This window comes from Streptomyces sp. NPDC059567 (genome assembly GCF_042735655.1).
GTDB lineage: Bacteria > Actinomycetota > Actinomycetes > Streptomycetales > Streptomycetaceae > Streptomyces.
This window is the reverse complement of record NZ_JBHWBS010000212.1, coordinates 1-1119: the sequence shown is the minus strand read 5'-3', so window position 1 is coordinate 1119 and position 1119 is coordinate 1. Positions and strand designations below refer to the sequence as shown.

The 1119-nt window shown below is 65.2% G+C and carries 1 protein-coding gene; it reads left to right on the top strand.

All coding sequences use genetic code 11. The features are described from left to right. Positions 1-567: 567 nt before the first annotated feature. A complete protein-coding gene (locus ACFVZW_RS37050) occupies positions 568-1041 on the top strand; it encodes a hypothetical protein (RefSeq protein WP_384531003.1) in 474 nt (157 codons plus the stop codon). Positions 1042-1119 lie beyond the last annotated feature (78 nt).

The window sequence follows — 1119 nt, the reverse complement described above, 5'->3', positions numbered from 1 at the left end:
GCCCGGGCGCCCGCTGGTGCGTCGCCCGTTCTGCCTGGGCGGTGTGGTGACCAGCCTTTTTGTTTTGTGGGGGTTTCGGGGGCGTACCCCCCCCCCCCCCCCCGACGAGCATTGAGCTCATTGTGGAGAAGCCGGTGCCCAACTCATTACCGCACCGCCCCGCACACTGCCCCCATACACCCGGCATCTCCGCAGTGCATCCCCGCCAAGGAAGCGGATGGCTCGTCGCGACCCCGGGCCCACCCGACCACCTACGCGGAAGCCGCCACCGCCGAGGAAGGCGATCGCCCTCGTCGTTCGACACCTGCCCAAGGCAGCGTCACCGCCCTCTCCTGAGTGCCGGACGTTCGCTCGGCCAGACGACAAGGCGTACGCGGCTCACGAGCCCCCCTCACAATCAAGAGATCTAGGTCACGCTCCGCGACTGCTCCCCAAGGCGCGCGCTAGAAGCCATTCGAACGAATACTTCTGCCCTGTACAACCTTGGGTCGATGGTGAGTCTTTGCGGCGCAAGCACCATTCCCTCTGGGGGTATTTTCTGTGAGACTATCCCGGATCGCCGCAGTTGTGACTACCGCTGCTCTGGCTCCGGCATTCCTCCTCGCGTCGCCGGCGTTCGCCGACACGAACGAGGCCGCCGCATCCACCACCAATCCGCCGGCTCCGACCGCACTCGACCACGAGGCCGCGGATGTGCCTGGCGAGGACCAGGCGGAGCGGGACCGCAAGACCATCCTCGCGATCATCGCCGACCCGATGGCCAGCGAGTACATGAAGGAAGCCGGCCATAAGGCTATCGCCGACGGCCCCGCGGCCATGCGCACGTTCATCGAGACCGACCAGCACCGCATCCGCCTCGACGACTACCGGATCGCCATCACGAGGCTCGTGAACCATGCAGGCCCTGCCCTGAAGGAAGGAATCAAGAACCTCCTCCGGGCCGACGGGGTGACCCTGGCAGACCTCCGCCACTTCTACGAGGTGGCCCAGCACCAGCTCCGGGACGACGACAACAAAGTCGAGATCGCTTCCCAATCTTGAAGTCAAGCCACGTGAGTCACTGGGGGTACGACTTGGTAGCACCGTCGGTCACGAATCAGTGCCCAGAAGACGTTGACT